This window comes from Streptomyces sp. NPDC001443 (genome assembly GCF_053597355.1).
The window spans coordinates 124,589-140,663 of sequence record NZ_JBSFIA010000010.1 but is presented as its reverse complement, the minus strand read 5'-3'; the positions used below and the strand labels follow the sequence as shown (position 1 = coordinate 140,663).

Below are 16,075 nucleotides of genomic sequence, written 5' to 3'. Positions count from 1 at the left end.
ACCCATCACTGTCGGGCCGTGCCCCACCCTCCCCTCTTCAAGGACCCATCATTTCCGAACTTCCCATTTTCCGGGCAATCTCACTAGGCGCCGGAATTCAGTCCAGCGCCATGCTCGCCCTGTCAGCGGAAGGCGCTTTGCCGAAGGTCGACTATGCCATTTTCGCCGATACAGGCTGGGAGCCGAAGGCCGTATATTCCCACCTGGAGCGCCTGGAACGTAAGATAGCCGAACCCGCAGGTATACCCATCCTCCGCGTCTCCTCCGGAAACATTCGCAAGGACGCCCTGGACCCGGAGCATCGCTTCGCCTCCATGCCTCTCCACATCCTCAACGAGGATGGCAGACCTGGGATGTCACGGCGCCAATACACAGGCGAATACAAAATAAAACCGATCAAGAAAAAGGTCCGGGAACTCCTCGGCTACCCATATCCGGCACGCGTCCCCAGGGGGATTTTTGTCGAACAGTGGGTCGGCATCTCCACGGACGAATTCCATCGAGCCAAGGACGCCGACGTGAAGTACATGCGCAACCGGCATCCGCTCATCGACATGGGCTGGTCACGGTCCGACTGCATCCACTACCTGACATCGCTCGGCCTGGCCGACACACCGAAGTCGAGCTGCCTCGGATGCCCATTCCACGGAAACGCCCAATGGCGCCACATCCGCGACAACTCCCCGGAGGAGTGGGAGGACGTGGTGGCCTTCGACGCTGCCATCCGCAAGGGAAACGCCCGTGCAAACGCCACCGGCAACAAGCTGCTCGGCAAGGCGTTCCTCCATCGCTCCCGCATCCCACTCGGCCAGGCCCCGATCGACCGTGTCACCACCGCCGAGTGGGCGGCGATGCAGCGGGAACTCGCTGACGCCGTACCGGATCCGGAGGAGCTGGAGCAGGGGGTCGTCGACGGCTGCTCGCCCTGGGCGTGCCGTGGTGAAGTCGCACCAGTGCAGGACGACTTCGGGCTCACGTCTTGACCGTTGTGGACCTGTTCGCGGGACCGGGCGGATGGAGCCACGCACTCAACGTCCTCGGCGTACGGGACGTCGGATTGGAATGGGACGTGTGGGCCTGCAAGACCCGTGCCGCGGCCGGTCAGTTGACCATTCGCACGGACGTGGCCGTGTATCCCGTGTGGCCATTCCTCGGGCGGACCGTCGGACTCATCGGGAGCCCGCCGTGCCAGGCATGGTCAATGGCCGGCAAGCGCCTCGGGCTGCTGGACCAGCCCCTCGTGCACCAAGCTGTCGCCGACCTTGCTGCCGGACGCGACACCCGCGCCAAGCTGCTCGGCGCCTGCCGGGACAAGCGCAGTCTGCTCGCCGCCGAACCCATGCGCTATCTCCATGCCCTTCACCAGGCAGGCGAACCGGAGTGGGTCGCTCTGGAGGAAGTGCCCGATGTCCTGCCCCTGTGGCAGCAGTACGCGGCTGTCCTCCGCCACTGGGGATTCTCCGTGTGGACCGGCATCCTCAACGCCGCCGACTACGGCGTACCGCAGACGAGAAGGCGCGCGATCCTGCTCGCCTCCCGCGTGCGCACGGCACAACCGCCGTCGCCCACCCACTCCCAAACCGCCGAACCCGAGTCGCTGTTCGGGCCGGGCCGCGCGCGCTGGGTCAGCATGGCCCAGGCTCTCGGCTGGGGCGCCACCGACCGCCCGGTGCCGACCGTCTGCGCCGGCGGAGGCCCCGGCGGGGGCCCCGAACCCTTTCCCTCCGGCTCCCGCCGGGCCCTCGCCACCGCCCGCGACCGCGGCAACTGGCAATCCCAGCCCGGTGCATACGTGGTCCTCGAACCGCAGGCCCGCGGGGTGGGCTGGACCGCTCGGCACGGCACCCGCGCCGCCACCCCGGCCCACGCGCCAGCGCCCACATTCACCAGCAAGGCCGCCCACTGGAAGTGGTCCCTGCGCAGCAACAACCAGGCCAACGCCACCGTCCGCAGCGTCCATGAACCGGCCGGGACGCTGCTTTTCGGGCACCGCGCCAATGAACGCACCTGGATCGCCGAACCGGCCGACAGCACACGGAAGGAGGCACAGGCCATGCCGGAGCCGATCCGGATCACCGCCCGCGAGGCCGGCATCCTGCAGACCTTTCCCGCCGACTACCCCTGGGCCGGGAACAAGGGCCAGCAGTTCTCACAGATCGGCAACGCCGTGCCCCCGCTCCTCGCGGCCCACCTCCTCTCCCCACACCTTCACATCACCCTCGACCTCGACGTCTTCACCCTGGCCGCCTGATGCTCCGCACCCCTGCCCACGACAAGGACGACGACCTCGGCAGTCTGCCCAGCCCGCATCCACCACAGCCCGTGCACTACGCCGAACAGGCCTTCCTCGGCGCGCTCCTGCTCGAACCCCACCGCCTCGACGATGTCACCGGGATCGAGCCCGCCTCGTTCTTTGCCCCCGCGCACGGTGCCCTGTTCACCGCGATCCGCACGTTGCCGGCCCCCGACCCGGTCCAGCACGCACAGACCACCAGCTGGCTGAACGCGGTACTCGCTGCCGCCTGTCGGCAGAACCGCGGACTGACCGCCTCCTACCTGCACACACTGATCCAGATCTGCCCGTCACCCAGCCACGCGTCCGCGTACGCGCGGATCATCGAGAGCGGACATGCCCGCCGTACCCTGCGTGCCCACGCCCAGCGCCTCACCCAGACCGCAGCAGACCTCACGCTCCCGCACCCCGTGCCCACCACCCTCGCCACAGCAGACACCCTCGCCGCAGCCGTGGAGGCCATCGCCGCACGGTTCCCGCCGCGCTCCGCCCTGCTGCCCCGCACCCCCACACCCCCACCGGTCACTGCCACCGACAACGCCGAGGAGGCGGCCGAAGAAGAGCGGCAGCTGCTCGCAACCTCAACGGCACACCCCATCAGCGTCGAGGAGATGCGGTGGCTGACCGCCGACGACTTCACACAGCCCCTGCACGCCGGACTGTGGCAGTGCCTGACTGCTCTGACCCGGCGCCGTACCCCCGTCGACCCGGTCACCCTCCTGTGGGAGGCCCAGCAGCGCGGCCTCCTTGCATCCGGCACCGAGCCTGCCGACCTGCTCGATGTCCTCGCAGCCTCGCCCGGCTCCCCCCAGCACTGGGGCGAACGGATCCTCCGACGCTCCCTCCTCGCGATCGCGCAGCACGTGGGCCAACGCATCGAGGCGTTCGCCGACGACCCGGCAATCACCCCGCATCAACTCGTCATCGCAAGCCGCCGCGCACTCGCCGACCTGTCCACCGTGCGCACCCGCTGGCACCACACCACCTCACCCGCACCACCGACCACGCCCCCACACACCAGGGCCGCAACCCCTTCCCAGGCCGGCCCACCGCGGACCACAACTCCCTATGCAGCGCATATCTCCCGCTGGCCTTGAACCAACCCGCAGGTGACCGGGCTTGAAAAGGTTCAGCCACCGGCAGAAACGAGCACCCCTTCGTGATCACCCCCTTCGCCAAGGCGCACATCCGCCTCGACAGCCACCCCACGCACAGCGCCGTGATCGCCACGATCAGCGGCCCCGCCCAGGAGCAGGCTCGCACTTTGCTGAGCACCCGCGGCTTCGAGGCTATCGACGACGACACTCTGGTCATGGCCCGCATCGACCATGAGGAGCCGTACTGGGCCGAGGAGGCCGCACTGACTCTGACCGAAGAGGGCTTCACCACCGAGGTCACCACCCGGCTGCGCGCCGCGATCGACAAGGAGCAGCCCCAGGGCACGAATCCGATGTCCTGGCGCATCCACGCAGAGGCCCGGGATGCCTCGAACGAGGCTCAGAAGATCTACGACGACATCCGCCACGGGCGGCTCATCATCCACGCCCACGCCGACGACAACGGCACCACCGTCGCCATAGGCACCTACCGCGACAACACCGGGAGCGTCTACCTGCGCGGCGAGAACCACCTGCGGCAGATCGCCGACACCTTCTCCTCACCCGCCCAGGCCCTCACTGCATTCGAACGTCTACACGGAGATGCTCTGCGCCCCGGCCCCGCACCCCTCACGAGCACCGAGCACGCCGCCGCCCAAGCCCGCACTCTGCCAGGCACACCGGCTGCAAACCCCGAACCGACCGTCCAAGAAACGGAGATCGTGCCCGCCTACGCTGCCGACGCCGGTGACCATGACATCATCCTCGACCAGTTCCTCACCACGCACGGCGATTGGGACAAGTGGCACACCTTCTCCGACGACACCACCCACGCGATTCACGAATCACAGACTCTGCGCATCGAACGCGTCCACGAAGCCGACCCCCGGGACACCGCCTGGACCATGGCCGCGTACGAGACACCCGTCTCCGACCGGATGTGGCACCTCACCGCGACCGGCACCACTCCCGCCCCCGTACTCCAGATCCTGCTCCATCACCTCGCCGAAGGCGACGGATGGGACACCGCCATCGGAAGTCCCATCACCGAGAAGACTGTCACCGCCGCCACCAAGCCCCTCACCAGCGCCGGATGGAACCACACCGTCGACGGACGCTGGATCCGCTGGACGAACCCGTCCGAGGAGGTCGGCATCCAGTTCGACGCTTTCGCCGCCCAGAAGCCCAACAGCACCCTGGCCACCTGGACCATCTGGGCCGGCCCCAGCATCGACCACCCCACCTGGACCGTCACAGCGTCTCCCTACACCCCCCACTCACTGCTGGCCGACCTCGCCGACACCCTCACCCGCGCAACTGGCACCCGCCAATCCAACCCCGCCCCACGCGAGCGCGTCACGCGTCTTCGCACCACGCCAACGGCTATGCCGCCGTTGATCAGACACTCCCCAACACATCACGGCGACGCCCGACGGGCCCCCTCCGCTCACGCGGAGAGAACCGTCCACTGGCCATCTCGGGGCCGAGCTGGTTCGGGACACCTCCGCTCACGCGGAGAGAACGGCCACTGACGCACGATCCGGAAACCGGTCCGCGGGACACCTCCGCTCGCACGGAGAGAACGAGAGCTGGTCAGAGCGGACCTGCCACCCCTCCGGGACACCTCCGCTCGCGCGGAGAGAACCCCAGCTCCGTCTTAGCGGACTCAGCGGCCTTCGGGACACCTCCGCTCGCGCGGAGAGAACGAACGCCCCTGGTGACCGCCGGGGGCGTTCGCCGGGACACCTCCGCTCGCGCGGAGAGAACGTGAGCGTTCCCCGCCAACTCCCGGACGAGTCCGGGACACCTCCGCTCGCGCGGAGAGAACGACTCCGTGAAGTTGGAGTGGTCGGTCCAGAACGGGACACCTCCGCTCGCGCGGAGAGAACTCGTTCCCGCACAGGCTCACCCGGTCGGGGAGCGGGACACCTCCGCTCGCGCGGAGAGAACCGGGATGGCGGGCTGCTGCTCGACGGGCTGGGCGGGACACCTGCGCTCGCGCGGAGAGAACGCGGGCCAAAGCCTCCAGGACCTTGCCGCCCTTGGGACACCTCCGCTCGCGCGGAGAGAACCCCTTGCGGTAGGTCTCCGGCTCGCTGGTGACCGGGACACCTCAGCTCGCGCGGAGAGAACGGCGGCTCGGGCATCCTGCGCACCACCGCGTTCGGGACACCTCCGCTCGCGCGGAGAGAACCCGCCCTGGACGCCGCGCCAGGCCTCCACCACCGGGACACCTCCGCTCGCGCGGAGAGAACCCGGCCGCGGCGCCGCTGCTCGATGACAGGGGTGGGACACCTCCGCTCGCGCGGAGAGAACCGTACCGACATGCTCTGGGAGATGCTGGGGACCGGGACACCTCCGCTCGCGCGGAGAGAACTTGCTGGCCACCGGCATGACGACGTAGTACGGCGGGACACCTCCGCTCGCGCGGAGAGAACGATGCCGCCTTCAATCATCTGCACGATCTCCACGGGACACCTCCGCTCGCGCGGAGAGAACACTTCGCGACCTGCGATTCTATAGGCCCTTTGCAGTTTCTTGACTTGTGCTGGAGTGTTGGAAGGCCATGAGGGTGAGGCCGTCGAAGTCGAGGGGGTCGCGTCGTTGGGGGCCGGCGGTGTGGAGGGTGAAGCCCTGTTCGTTGGCTGCGGGGTAGGCCAGAACGGCGCTGCCGTCGGTGAGGCAGGAGGTGAGGCTGTTCCAGAGTTCGGTGCGTACGCGGGCGGAGAGCGTGCCGATGTAGAGGGTGGGGGTGACTTCGAGGAGCCAGCGGGTGAGGGCGCCGCGGAGGTGGTCGGGGACGGCGGTGGCGGAGATGACGGTCACGGCGGGCACGGTGGGGTGGGCCTTTCGTCGTCAGTCTGCGGGAGCGTGGTTGGTGCCGCCGGGGACGGGGCCGATGACGGGGTCCCAGAGGTCGACCAGTTCTTCGTCAAGTTCCTCGTCGTCGGGCCGGGTCGGGGTGTGGTTGGGGACGAGAAGGTTTTGGAGGTCCCGGACGATGCGGGGCATGAGGCGGAAGAGGCGGAGGTTGTCGCGGAAGGAGCGGCGGGCTTCTGCTTCGGGGTGGGTGGACTGGTGGAGTGAGAAGGCGAGGGGAATGGTGAGTTCGGCCTTGTAGAGGTCGGCGATGTCGTAGACGAAGGCTTGTTGGTTGCCGCTGTGAACGAAGCCGAGGGCGGGTGAGCAGCCGAGGGCGACGATTGCGGCGTGGACGATGCCGTAGAGGCAGGTGCTGGCGGCGGACAGGGCGAGGTTGACGGGGTCCTGGGTATCCCAGGCGTCGGGGTCGTAGCTGCGGCGGAAGCGCCCGATGCGGTGTTGCTGGGCGAGGAGTTTATAGAGGGCTTTGACGCGTTGGCCTTCCAGGCCGCGCAGTTGTTGGAGGGTGGCGCCGGGTGGTGCCTGGCCGGGGCCGAAGCGGTGTTCGTACATGGCGGTGGCCACGGCGAGGCGGCGGGTGTCGTCGGCCCAGGCGCGGGCCTGGTGTTCGAGCCAGGTGGTGGTGAGGGTGCCGGGGACGGTGGCGGCGTAGCAGCGGACGCCGCCCATGCCGGTGACCAGGACGGTGGTGCCGTGGCGGGCGAAGGTGGCCAGGGCGGGGGCGGTGATGGAGGTGCCGGGGCCGAGGAGGACGCAGGCGAGGGCGGCGGTGGGGAGGTAAACGGTTTCGCGGCCGCGGCGTTCGGTGGTGATCTCGGCGCGGACTCCGGTGTCGTCCTGGTGGATGCGGACGACGTCGAGGTAGAGGAAGGAGAGGCTGTCGATGACGCGGGGCAGCATGGCGACGGTGGGGGCGGCAAGACGACGGCGGCCCCCGCTGGAGGGGGCGGAGGCCGCGGGGGTGGGGGTGGTCATGCCGGGTCCGGGGCGGGGGCGATGCTGAGCAGGCCGCAGCCGTATGCCTTGCCGCGGCCGATGCCGTGCTGGAGAGCGTTGCGCAGTAGGTCGGGATCGGTGACGGTGGCGGTGCCGTCGAAGCGGACGCGGTGGTGACGGATGGTGTTGGCGGACTTGGCGGCGTCAGCCGGGCGGGTGCCGGGGCGGTCGCGGACGGCGTCGAGTGGCTGGGAGGTGAGGGTCAGGGTCTTCAGGCCGGCAGCGTCGGCCTGGCGCTGCCACCATTCGTCGGCGGCGTTGCCCCGCAGGGGGACGACGGCGGGGAGGCTGTAGAGGGCGCGGGTGGTGGCGCCGGGCTTGCGGACGGGTGAGGCGGTGCACCGGAAGTGGACGGTGCGGCCGGGCTGGAGGGCGGCGAGGAGGTCGTCGAGGGGGCGGGTGGTGAGGGTGGCGTAGTCGGCGGGGAGGCCTGCGGGGTCGGGTGGCCGGTTGGACTGCAGCAGGAGGTGGCTGCCGCGGGAGGTGTCCTCGATGCGGAAGAGGACGCCGTAATGGGTGCGGGCCGCGTCCTGGACGCCGTCGGGGAACAGGGACATGACGCGGCGGTGCAGGGAGGTGACGTGGGTGCCACCCAGTTCCTGCTGGGCCAGGCGCGAGGTGGGGCTGGGGGTGAGCCGGGTGAGCCACAGGGTCATCGGATACTCCCTTCCGCAACGGGGCGGGCTTCGGGTGTGAAGGAGGGCGAGACGTACGCGGCCAGTGCTCGCAGGTAGGCGGAGCCGTAGCCGGCGCGCCAGTCGGCGGGAATAAGGAGGGTGCGCCGGTAGAGGGGGCGGGCCCGGTAACGGCGGTGGCCGGGGGTGAAGTCGACAGGTGCATCCAGAACGGTGGAGTGCACCTGTCCGGCGTCACCTGTGCTGTGCCCTGCAGGCGTGGGGAGGGTGGTCAGAGGCTGGTCGGACAGGAAGAGCACCTCGACGGCTCGTTCTTCCTGGGCGCCTTGCGGTTCCGGGCGGGCTGCGGGGGCGGGCTGGGCGAGGGGGAGGCGGACGAGGTCGGCGTGGACGTCGGTGCTGGAGCCGATGAGGAGGGGCCCGGCCGGGGGGCAGGAGCGGCGGCCGAGGTAGAGGGGCCAGCGCGGGGAGCGCAGGGCATCGGCCCAGGTGGGAGGGGGCGGAGTGTGGTCGGGCAGGGTGAGTGCGACGGTGAAGGCGGCGTCTTCCAGGTACCAGCGAGTGCTGGTGAGGGTGGAGGTGTCGCCGGGACGGCGGCCGCCGTCGGCGGTGACGACGCTGCGCTGGCCGGACAGGCCACCGCCGACGGTGTGGAAGTCGCGCAGGCGGTTGCCGGGCCGGTCGACGCGCACGGTGAGCGTCATGTCGAGGTCGTTGAGGGGTTGGTGGCGAGGTCGGCCCAGGGCGGCGGCGAGCATGCCGGTCAGTGCGGAGCGGCTGGGGAAGGGCAGGGTGTCGCGGTCGTTGAAGTGGCTGTGCTCGCCCCAGGACTGCAGGGGGCCGGACAGGTGCAGCAGCAGACCGGGAACACGGGGGCGGTCGGCGGTGCTCACGCGACGTCGTCCTCGTCCTGCGCGGAGAGGCGGGCGGCGGCGTCGGTGATCAGCGCGTCGAGGCCGTCGGCACGCAGGCCGAGGCCGTCGGGGAGGTCCTTCAGCTCGGGGCTGGACCATCCCTGCCAGAGCAGCTGCCGGATGCCCAGGAACGCCCCGGCGGCCTGGGCGTAGGCGGCGAGGGCTTCGGCGGAGGGGACGGCGTGGCCGCCGCGGGCGGCGGGGCGTACGGGCTGTTCGAAGGCGGCGGCATAGGAGACGGGCCGGTCGGCGCGCAGGGAGAGGTGGACGAGGTGGGGCAGGGTGTGGGGGGCGGTGGAGTTCTTCTTGGCCTGGGGCACGGCCAGCACGAATGCGGTCAGGAAGGCGGTGAGCAGTTCCTGGACGTCGCTGCCGGTGCCGGCAAGGTTTGCGGCGAGTTCGCCGAGGTCGACGGTGGCGTAGCGGTAGAAGGTGCCGGCGCTGAACTCGGCGTGGCCCATGTGGGCGCTGCCGGTGGCGTCCTTCCAGGCGGAGGTGAGGTCGTCGACCGCGGTGAAGTAGTCCAGGTCGACGTCGTTCTCGTGGGTGGTCATGGCGTGGGCGGCCTGGACGGCGCCGTCGACGCCGGCGCGTTCGATCTCGGCGAGCATGCGGCCGAAGAGGTTGATGACGTCGTTGCGGCTGCGCAGCACCGCATCGATCCCGGCCTTCGGCAGCGCGGAAGCTTTCACGTCGCCGTTCTTCTTGATGTCCTTGGCTGTCGACTCCAGGATCTCGCGGTGCTCCTGGGCGTAGTCGGCCAGTTCGGACACGGCGGCTTGCGGGACGTAGACCATCGCGTTGGTCACGACACGGTTGGGGACCGGCTTCTTTGCGTCGTCGATGTCGACCTCGAACTTGCCGACGGCAGCGGCGATGTGGGCGCCAGCGCGCTCAGCGAGCGGCCGCGGCCAGTCACGGTCGGCGAGTTCGCGGGTGACGGCCTCACCGATACGGCGGGTACGCAGGGTGCTGTCACCGGAGATCCGCTCGAACTCCACGCGCACCGCCCGCTTCCAGGACTGGCTGCTCACCCTGGTGCGCAGGGCGCCGCCGTACAGGACGGTCTTGACGGAGTTGGTGTCGTCGCGGTTGAGGTTGGCGAAGGGGACGGACTGCAGGATGTGGATGTCCAGGAAACGGGGCCTTGCGGGCATGGCGGGTCCTCCGAACGGCGTGTGGTCTGTTGCCGGCTGACGCCGGTGGGGTGGGATCGGCGTGGGGTGAACAGTCAGTCGTGGGAGCCGGATGCGTCGTCGGCATCGTTATCGGTGTCGGCATGGCGGGCGGCGGCTTCCAGGGCGGCCCGGCGCAGGCGGTAGAAGTCCTGGAGCCAGCGTCGACTGATGGTCTTCGAATAGCGGGGCCAGGCTGCGAGGTCGTCCAGCAGGACTGCGAAGTCGATATCGGTGTCGCTGGTGCGCAGCAGACGGATGCTGCCGGGCAGGTGGCGATGCAGGCCGTCCAGGCTCTGCCGGGTCAGCAGGTTGAGTCGGGCCTCGGCCGTCTCCAGCCGGACGCCCGGCTGTCCGGTCCGGGCGGGGACGGCGCGCGCGAACGCGGCACCCAGGCTGTCCCGGCGCACCCGGGTCTGCCTCTCCTGCGGCGCAGGTTCCGACTCTGCCGCGTCCTCGCTCCCCGTCACCGTCCCGGTCAGCGTGTGGCCGTCGGCCGCCTGGCCGGTGTCCGGTTCCTCCTCGTCGGCGACGGTGAAGGAGTGGCGGGGGCGGTCGGCGATCAGGGCGGCCACCGTGTAGAAGGCGCGTTCCTCGGCCTCGGACCGGTTGTGTGGCAGCCATTCGGCTACCAGGCGGTGCATACCGGGTACGTCGTCCAGACCGCGGCGCAGTCCACGCCGCAGCGCGACGCGGGCGCCGGGATCCTTCGCGCAGGTCTTCTCGATGAACGCCACATACCTGCGGTAGGCGTCGAGGCGAGTCGGGGACGGTGTGGTGGTAGTCATGCGGTGGTCCTCCCGATACACAGGCCAGGGGTGGGAGTTGAGGCGTGGTCAGGGGCGGGGGCGTCGATAGCCGCCGTAGAGCTCGATGCGGGCGTCGGCGGCGGCCCGCGCACCGCGCTGGGTGTGGCAGACGGGCCGGGTCACCTGCTCATAGGCGCGCTCGGCGATCCGCTGGAACGCCGCTCGTGCGTCGGCCCGGTCCAGGCCGGCCTCAACGCGGGAGGATTCGTCGCGGTCCAGGGCGGCGAAGCGGCTCCAGAACTCGTCTTCCGCCTGCGGCCAGTACACGGCCGCCGCGCGGGCGGCCCACGCCTCGGCCTCCTTCGGCTTGGGCTCGCCGGTGTAGAGCTGGCAGGCACGGCGCACCGCGTACTCCAGGCGCCGCCCGAACATCTCCCCCATACGCCGCAGCCGCCCCACCGCGATGTGGGTGGCAGGGCTGACCTCCTCCGCACAGTCGAGGACGGGCGGGGTCAGACCGGCGACGAACTGCCGGTCCTTGGCCTGGCCGTCCTGGTCGAAGCCGAGCGCGCGCACGGCGAGCGGACGCTCAAGCGTCTCGGAGACCTCCAAGGCGTGTCCGTAGGCGAAGACCTCCGGATGCCGGGCCTGGGCAGTTCCGCCGGGCTCGATCAGGAGCAGGGCGTCGAGGTCGCGCCACAGGGCACGGCCGGCGTCCGCGGGCCGCGGATAAGGGTTGCCCTGCTGGCTGACCTGCCAGATCAGAAACGGATCGTCACGGGGAAGCCGACCGTCGCGGTAGGCCCAGGTGATGAACGCGTCCGTCACGCTGCCGCTGTCGTCTCCGGCGGACACGAGGAGCAGGGCGTGCTGGGAGACGGCCGTCAGCCGCGAGCAAGGCCCCTGCACGGCGGGCGGCGCCGCATCGGGGTCGGGCAGTTCTTCCCACTCCCACATGCAGCGGTCCTGGCTGCGGCGCACCTGCGGTTCGGGGCGGATCAGGCCGGCCAGCAGCGTCTCGAAGAGGCTGGCGCCCTCCGGGTGGTAGGACAGGGCACCGCGCAGAGGTCCGGCCTTCATGCTCGCGGTGGCAGTGCCGTTGACGGTACGGGCCGAACCGCGTCCGGAGGGCCCGTAGTAGTGCCAGGTCAGAAGGCTCAACGCGGCCTCGGCCGCCGGAATGGGCTCGGGGTCCTCATCCTGAACGTGGGTGAACCAGGCATGATTGTTGCCCGAAGGACGAGTCGGCACCAGTTTGTTGACACCGGCGGAACGCTTCGGGTCGCACTGCTCGGCCAGGCGCGGGTCCTGCATCCAGGGCCGGGTGGCGTCGAACAGGCGCATCCGGTGAGCCCACTTGTCGAAGTAGGCGGCAATACCGGCGGCAGGCAGCCGACCCGCGTCGAGGACGGTGAAGCGGCGGTCGGACCAGTCCTCGCCCGAGCCGTCGGCGGCCTCATCCAGGCCGCACACCCGCGCGGTCAGGGCGTACAAGACCCGCAACAGGGCGGCGTGGGCGGGCGGTTCGGTGATCGCGAGAGCGCTGATCTCGTGGCTGCGCTCCAGCAGTGTGCGCAGCCCGACCGACTCGGGCAGCGCCACACCGATCTTATGTGCGTCCGCCGTCCACAAGACCGGCAGCCACGGCTCTTCGCCAAGAGAGAATAGGGACACTTCGCAGATCACACTCCCGAGACGCGGGATTAGGCACAATGGTGGAGGGCTCCGCACGAGCGGAGGTGTCCCGACTGTGTGGCGAAGCCAGACTGCGGAACTCCCCCCACGCCCGCGCAGACGGGCGCCTATGGCCCTGACCCCTGAATGCTGGCACCATCAGGGGCCAGGGTCAATCATTAACCAAAGACTGTATGGCGTAGCACCAATCAGGAAAATTCACCTAAGGAATTGGGTCACACTCGTTCAATCCCGACCGCACGCGTGAACTCCACACTTTTTCCGCCGAGTTGACCGCCCCAAGGGGCTTCTTCACCGTCCCCGCTGGCCCGGGCCATAGGCAGGAGCACCAGGTCGCGCAGGTGGCTGCGGTCACGCCACGTCGGAGGCAGCACCATTCGGCCCTCCACGGGCGGGAGCCATCTCCCGGGCACCGGAACAGCGCGGGCAACGATCCGACGGACCAAGGCCTGGGACAGATTCCCCTTGCCCGGCAGGGGGAAATGGCCTTCCTCGTCGAGCGTGGTCCTGCCGTCATCCTGGGTGAAGAGCAACAGAACGCGTCCGGTGTCGGCACCCAGGCGGGTGGTGAGCAGGTCGGCGGTGACCCCAGCGGTGCCCTTGCTCAGTACGGACAGGTCACCGCACACCGCGTACGGGGAGCTGATGCCGGTCATGACCGCGAGGGTCTCTTCCGCGATCCGCTCGCCCTCACGGCGCTGGTCCAGAACTACGAGTCGGCTTGCGGCAGCTTCGGCTTCCGTGCGGCCGGCCGCGTGCAGATGGTCGACGAAGTCTTCCGCGTACACGGCGTCCACCAGTGCCTGCACGTCACCGGGAACGGCGATGCCGCTCTGGGCATTCTGCGCGAGGAGGGTGGCGGTGCGCAGTAGGAGACCGTGGTCGTAGACGTCACCCCAGGACCGTGGTGGCTGCGTGCGCCCGTCGGGCCCGACGGGTTCCAGAACGGCGAGGGCCGGGTGGTCCTCGGCCGCAGCCCATGAGGGCCGACCACTGGGCCCGCGGGCATGACGGCGTCCACGGCCGACGCGCTGCAGGAGTAGGGCGAGGGGGGCGAGATCGCTGACGATGAGGTCGAAGTCGAAGTCGAGTGACTGCTCGACGATCTGAGTGGCCACCAGAATCGATGCCGGCCGCGCGGCAGGTGTTTCATCTGCGGCCGGTTTGCCGTAGATGTGTTCGCAGGTGGTGGTGATCTCCTGTCGCAGCAGGCCCGGGAACCGTGAGTGCAGCAGCAGGATCCCGCCCTGGCGGGCCGCCAGTTCGGGGAAGGCGGCTTTCAGATCGCGATAGGTGCGTTGGGCTTCCGCGACCGTGGTGCAGCACACCAGTGCCGTGCCCCCATGCTCGGCGACCGGGGCGAGCAGGTCCCGCAGAGCACCTCTGCGTCCGCCCGGTACCGGCTTTCCTGAGGTGTCCTCGCAGTCCCAGAGCACACGGTGCAGGCTCAGGTCCACGGTACGGGGCCGACTGGTCGCGACCGGCCGAGGGCCCGTCACCGTGCCGGTGGCCGCCTCGGCGAACAGCCACCCCGGATAGGCTGGCTGGATGCGGCTGGGTTCGGTGAAACCGGCGCCCCGCCGGTAGGCGTCGACCAGTGCCGTCGCGGTGCGCCCTGTCAGGGTGGCCGACAGCAGCACCACCGGAGCCCGAAGCGCTCCGAGCCACTCCAGGAGACGGACCATGAGGATCTGCATCCACGGGCCGTACGCATGCGCCTCGTCCACGATCAACACCTTGTCCGACAGGCCGAACAGACGCAGCGCGTTGAAAGACACCGGCAGGACCGCCGTAAGTGCCTGGTCGATCGTGCCCGCGCCCAGCGGAGCCGCGAACCCGCGCTTACCGCCCTGCCGAAGCCACTGCTGCGCCTCCACCGCCGTGGCCGACGCGGCACTGAACGGCGCCTCTTCTTCAGCCTTTTCGGCCGCTGGGTCCGGCAGGACCGCATCGTGCAGGCTCCAGCTGTCCGGCGAGGTTTTCGCCTGGTCGCCGTCCATGACGGTGCTCAGCCACGCAGCAGCGTGCAACAGCAGCAGAGCCCGCTCCCCCGTCATCGCCTGCTCCGCGAAGGCGGCCACACGCGGGAACATCAGGTCCGCGGTCGCCATCGTCGGGAGCGCAAAGTACAACCCCCGGGCGCCGCAGGCCTGTCCCAGCACCGAGGCCGCGAACAAGGCCGCCTCCGTCTTCCCGTCCCCCGTCGGCGCCGTCACCAGCACCAGGCCTGAGGCTCCCTCCTTCACCACCGCAGGCAGCACCTCGGCGATGTCGCGCTGCAAGGCGTTCGGACTGAACGGGAACAGCTTGCCGAACGACAGGTCCGGTCCCGCCGGGAACTCCGCCCGCCCCAGCCGCGCTGCTGCTACCACCCCTGGAGCGGCCAGTGTGGCCCGCTCATAGTGGGCATCCAACTGCTCCGGCGTTCCCGGCCATCCGCGCCCCGGCAACAGCGGCGCGATCCAATCCACACTGCTGGCCAGCCAGTCAGCCAACACCACCAAACCATGCACTCTCACCGCGGTCGGTGCCGACAGCTCTCCCGACGGCACCGTCTCGGCGCCCACCACCCTCGCCAGCTCCTCCAGGTGCTGGCGCCGCTGCCCCTGCCAGCCCCGCGCTCCCAGCCCCTCCTGGTACTCGTCAGCCCTCGCAGCCTTCCGGGCCGGAACCACATCGGCGAAGCAACCGTGATGTCCGCCCAGCATCTGCGCCACCTGGTGCGGCAGACTCCGCGGCTGCAACCTCCTTACCGGATAACCGCGTTCGGTCAGCAACGAGATCAGAGCCCAGTGAGTCCCCTGCTCATGACGGAACTCCCGCAGCCCTTCAGCACCCGCTTTCGCCGTATAGAACCCGCCATCCACCAACTCCTTGTAGGCGGCCGGCACCTGCGCCTGAAACGGCGGCGTGGCCTTTCCGAGATCGTGAAGCCCTGCCCAGAACGCCAACACCTCCCGCGCCTGCGCCACGCTCATCCCAAGCTCCGCGGCAATACCCTCGCGCAGACGCGGATGAAACAACACGTCCCAAAGCACGCCGAACACTGCGGCGACATCCAGCAAATGACAGATCAGCGGGTACGGATACGGAAGACCCCGCTCCTTACCCCAGACCCGCGTGTCGAGCCGTCCTCCGACAAGCACCGCATCGTCGTTCATGGGGGAAGCTCTAGCATCCGCCACTGACAACAGCAGCTGACCTGTATGTTTACCCTGCTTAGCCACGCCGCGCGGTAACCTGCAGACGCAGAAGCCGTCACGACGGCACGATCTGTTCCTCAACCGATGAGATCACCACATCAGATGATCACTCGCCACCACCTTGGTAAAGAAACGACCAAGCGCTCTTAACGATGCAGGTCACGAAGCGTCGGCTCCGCGCGAGCGGAGGTGTCCCGCTGGGACATGCGGGCTGCTCCTAGGCGTACTGGTCGGCTCCGCGCGAGCGGAGGTGTCCCGTTGTTGGGGTGGCCGGCACATCGTCGTCGAGCGTCGGCTCCGCGCGAGCGGAGGTGTCCCGGCGCTCAGGACGGGCGGGAAGATCTGATCTGCGTCGGCTCCGCGCGAGCGGAGGTGTCCCGGGTCTGCCGCGGACGTCACAAGCGCTGCGCAAGTCGGCTCCGCGCGAGCGAAGGT

Annotated in this window: 12 protein-coding genes, 1 pseudogene and 2 CRISPR repeat arrays (1 of these 15 only partly in view); of the genes and pseudogenes, 4 read left to right on the top strand and 9 right to left on the bottom strand. The window is 69.5% G+C overall.

The window, feature by feature from the left end:
- The first annotated feature begins 110 nt into the window (after positions 1-110).
- The 3 genes from ACWC24_RS14025 to ACWC24_RS14015 are packed head-to-tail and all read left to right on the top strand — an operon-like array spanning position 111 to position 3,390.
- The gene (locus ACWC24_RS14025; protein WP_450663047.1) at positions 111-983 is read left to right on the top strand and encodes a hypothetical protein; all 873 of its coding nucleotides are present in this window, start codon (positions 111-113) and stop codon (positions 981-983) included.
- On the top strand, positions 980-2,251 hold the full coding sequence (locus tag ACWC24_RS14020; RefSeq protein WP_450663046.1) for a DNA cytosine methyltransferase: 1,272 nt from the start codon (positions 980-982) through the stop codon (positions 2,249-2,251). The genes ACWC24_RS14025 and ACWC24_RS14020 overlap by 4 nt, the downstream gene beginning before the upstream one ends.
- Entirely contained in the window at positions 2,251-3,390 is a 1,140-nt protein-coding gene (locus tag ACWC24_RS14015; protein WP_450663045.1) for a DnaB-like helicase N-terminal domain-containing protein, read from the top strand. Before ACWC24_RS14020 ends, ACWC24_RS14015 begins: the two co-directional genes overlap by 1 nt.
- A gap of 32 nt (positions 3,391-3,422) precedes the next feature.
- Here ACWC24_RS14015 and ACWC24_RS14010 read toward each other — a convergent pair whose 3' ends face one another.
- Positions 3,423-3,923 (bottom strand): hypothetical protein, encoded by a 501-nt coding sequence (locus ACWC24_RS14010; RefSeq protein WP_450663044.1) that lies wholly within the window; start codon positions 3,921-3,923, stop codon positions 3,423-3,425.
- 372 nt (positions 3,924-4,295) lie between these two features.
- Between ACWC24_RS14010 and ACWC24_RS14005 the strand changes: the two are divergent.
- A pseudogene (locus ACWC24_RS14005) lies at positions 4,296-4,649 on the top strand (DUF317 domain-containing protein); the annotation flags it as partial.
- 174 nt (positions 4,650-4,823) lie between these two features.
- Positions 4,824-5,889: direct repeats of the CRISPR family, unit length 29 nt; unit sequence CGGGACACCTCCGCTCGCGCGGAGAGAAC.
- A gap of 18 nt (positions 5,890-5,907) precedes the next feature.
- On the opposite strand, the gene cas2e reads toward ACWC24_RS14005, so the two are convergent.
- The 8 genes from cas2e to cas3 form a co-directional block, all read right to left on the bottom strand.
- Entirely contained in the window at positions 5,908-6,225 is a 318-nt protein-coding gene (gene cas2e, locus ACWC24_RS14000; RefSeq protein WP_450663043.1) for a type I-E CRISPR-associated endoribonuclease Cas2e, read from the bottom strand.
- A gap of 21 nt (positions 6,226-6,246) precedes the next feature.
- Positions 6,247-7,248 (bottom strand): type I-E CRISPR-associated endonuclease Cas1e, encoded by a 1,002-nt coding sequence (gene cas1e, locus ACWC24_RS13995; protein WP_450663042.1) that lies wholly within the window; start codon positions 7,246-7,248, stop codon positions 6,247-6,249.
- The gene (gene cas6e / locus ACWC24_RS13990) at positions 7,245-7,925 is read right to left on the bottom strand and encodes a type I-E CRISPR-associated protein Cas6/Cse3/CasE (protein WP_450663041.1); all 681 of its coding nucleotides are present in this window, start codon (positions 7,923-7,925) and stop codon (positions 7,245-7,247) included. The genes cas1e and cas6e overlap by 4 nt, the downstream gene beginning before the upstream one ends.
- The gene (cas5e, locus tag ACWC24_RS13985) at positions 7,922-8,797 is read right to left on the bottom strand and encodes a type I-E CRISPR-associated protein Cas5/CasD (protein ID WP_450663040.1); all 876 of its coding nucleotides are present in this window, start codon (positions 8,795-8,797) and stop codon (positions 7,922-7,924) included. Before cas5e ends, cas6e begins: the two co-directional genes overlap by 4 nt.
- Positions 8,794-9,975, bottom strand: a complete 1,182-nt coding sequence (cas7e, locus tag ACWC24_RS13980; protein ID WP_450663039.1) for a type I-E CRISPR-associated protein Cas7/Cse4/CasC — start codon at positions 9,973-9,975, stop codon at positions 8,794-8,796. The genes cas5e and cas7e overlap by 4 nt, the downstream gene beginning before the upstream one ends.
- 74 nt (positions 9,976-10,049) lie before the next feature.
- The gene (casB, locus tag ACWC24_RS13975; protein ID WP_450663038.1) at positions 10,050-10,781 is read right to left on the bottom strand and encodes a type I-E CRISPR-associated protein Cse2/CasB; all 732 of its coding nucleotides are present in this window, start codon (positions 10,779-10,781) and stop codon (positions 10,050-10,052) included.
- 48 nt (positions 10,782-10,829) lie between these two features.
- Positions 10,830-12,416 carry a type I-E CRISPR-associated protein Cse1/CasA gene (gene casA / locus ACWC24_RS13970; RefSeq protein WP_450663037.1) on the bottom strand — a complete coding sequence of 529 codons (1,587 nt, stop codon included), beginning with the start codon at positions 12,414-12,416 and terminating at the stop codon, positions 10,830-10,832.
- Positions 12,417-12,652: 236 nt separating this feature from the next.
- Positions 12,653-15,598, bottom strand: a complete 2,946-nt coding sequence (gene cas3 / locus ACWC24_RS13965) for a CRISPR-associated helicase Cas3' (protein WP_450663036.1) — start codon at positions 15,596-15,598, stop codon at positions 12,653-12,655.
- A 210-nt stretch (positions 15,599-15,808) separates the two neighbouring features.
- Positions 15,809-16,075: a CRISPR direct-repeat array (repeat unit 29 nt; unit sequence GTCGGCTCCGCGCGAGCGGAGGTGTCCCG) (it continues 1,714 nt past the right edge of the window).